The sequence below is a fragment of the Flavobacterium saccharophilum genome (assembly GCF_900142735.1).
In the GTDB taxonomy this organism is placed as follows: Bacteria; Bacteroidota; Bacteroidia; order Flavobacteriales; family Flavobacteriaceae; genus Flavobacterium; species Flavobacterium saccharophilum.
The window spans coordinates 1-2,639 of sequence record NZ_FRBY01000010.1; the positions used below are offsets into that span (position 1 = coordinate 1).

A 2,639-nucleotide genomic window follows, 5' to 3' on the forward strand; every position below is an offset into this window, starting at 1 on the left:
GCGACTTATACTTATACGATAACTCCATCAACGGGAGTAACACAAACTAGTGGATCTGTTACGGCTCCTGCTGGAAGTTACACCATAAAAGCTACGGCCAATGGTTGCGATTCTGCAAACACTGGATTTGTAATTAATGCTCAGCCATCAACGCCAGCTGTGCCGACACTAAGCGCTGTAACCCAGCCAACGTGTGCAACAGCAACAGGAAGTTTTACGATTGACAATTACGATGCAACTTACACTTATACGATAACTCCATCAACAGGCGTAACACAAACTAGTGGATCTGTTACAGCCCCTGCTGGAAGTTATACCATAAAAGCAACACTTGGATCTTGTAGTTCATCTGATTCAGTTGCAGCAGTTGTAAACGCTCAGCCATCGACACCTGTAACGCCAACACTAAGCGCTGTGACCCAGCCAACGTGTGCAACAGCAACAGGAAGTTTTACGATTGACAATTACGATGCGACTTACACTTATACGATAACCCCATCAACGGGAGTAACACAAACTAGTGGGTCTGTTACCGCTCCTGCTGGAAGTTATACCATAAAAGCAACAGCCAATGGTTGTGATTCTGCAAACACTGGATTTGTAATTAACGCTCAGCCATCAACGCCAGCTGTTCCAACACTAAGTGCTGTGACTCAGCCAACGTGTGCAACAGCAACAGGAAGTTTTACGATTGACAATTACGATGCGACTTACACTTATACGATAACTCCATCAACGGGAGTAACACAAACGAGTGGATCTGTTACAGCCCCTGCTGGAAGTTACACTATAAAAGCAACACTTGGATCTTGCAGTTCATCTGATTCAGTTGCAGCTGTTGTAAACGCTCAGCCTTCAACGCCAGCTGTTCCAACACTAAGCGCGGTTACACAGCCAACATGTGCAACAGCAACAGGAAGTTTTACGATTGACAATTATGACGCGACTTATACTTATACGATAACCCCATCAACAGGCGTAACACAAACTAGTGGATCTGTTACGGCTCCTGCTGGAAGTTACACCATAAAAGCCAAGGCTAATGGTTGTGATTCTGCAAACACTGGATTTGTAATTAATGCTCAGCCTTCAACACCAGCTGTGCCGACACTAAGCGCTGTTACACAGCCAACATGTGCAACAGCAACAGGAAGTTTTACGATTGACAATTACGATGCGACTTACACTTATACGATAACTCCATCAACAGGCGTAACACAAACTAGTGGATCTGTTACGGCTCCTGCTGGAAGTTACACCATAAAAGCCACGGCCAATGGTTGCGATTCTGCAAACACTGGATTTGTAATTGATGCTCAGCCTTCAACACCTGCTGTTCCAACACTAAGTGCTGTGACCCAGCCAACGTGTGCAACAGCAACAGGAAGTTTTACGATTGACAATTACGATGCGACTTACACTTATACGATAACTCCATCAACGGGAGTAACACAAACTAGTGGATCTGTTACAGCTCCTGCTGGAAGTTACACCATAAAAGCCACGGCCAATGGTTGCGATTCTGCAAACACTGGATTTGTAATTGATGCCCAGCCTTCAACCCCAGCTGTGCCGACACTAAGCGCTGTAACCCAGCCGACTTGTGTAACAGCAACAGGAAGTTTTACGATTGACAATTACGATGCGACTTACACTTATACGATAACCCCATCAACGGGAGTAACACAAACTAGTGGATCTGTTACAGCTCCTGCTGGAAGTTATACCATAAAAGCAACACTGGGATCTTGCAGTTCATCTGATTCAGTTGCAGCTGTTGTAAACGCTCAGCCTTCAACACCAGCTGTGCCAACACTAAGCGCTGTGACCCAGCCAACGTGTGCAACAGCAACAGGAAGTTTTACGATTGACAATTATGACGCGACTTATACTTATACGATAACCCCATCAACGGGCGTAACACAAACTAGTGGATCTGTTACGGCCCCTGCTGGAAGTTATACCATAAAAGCAACACTTGGATCTTGTAGTTCATCTGATTCAGTTGCAGCAGTTGTAAACGCTCAGCCATCGACACCTGTAACGCCAACACTAAGCGTTGTGACCCAGCCAACGTGTGCAACAGCAACAGGAAGTTTTACGATTGACAATTACGATGCGACTTATACTTATACGATAACTCCATCAACGGGAGTAACACAAACTAGTGGATCTGTTACGGCTCCTGCTGGAAGTTACACCATAAAAGCTACGGCCAATGGTTGCGATTCTGCAAACACTGGATTTGTAATTAATGCTCAGCCTTCAACACCAGCTGTTCCAACACTAAGTGCTGTTACACAGCCAACATGTGCAACAGCAACAGGAAGTTTTACGATTGACAATTATGACGCGACTTATACTTATACGATAACTCCATCAACGGGAGTAACACAAACTAGTGGATCTGTTACGGCTCCTGCTGGAAGTTACACCATAAAAGCTACGGCCAATGGTTGCGATTCTGCAAACACTGGATTTGTAATTGATGCCCAGCCTTCAACCCCAGCTGTGCCGACACTAAGCGCTGTAAACCAGCCAACGTGTGCAACAGCAACAGGAAGTTTTACGATTGACAATTACGATGCGACTTATACTTATACGATAACTCCATCAACGGGAGTAACACAAACTAGTGG

The 2,639-nt window shown here is 45.2% G+C and carries 1 protein-coding gene; it reads left to right on the plus strand.

Annotated elements, in window-relative coordinates; all coding sequences use genetic code 11:
• The coding region (locus BUA98_RS22430) for a beta strand repeat-containing protein (protein WP_396183099.1) at positions 1 to 2,639 on the plus strand (2,639 nt) is incomplete at both ends.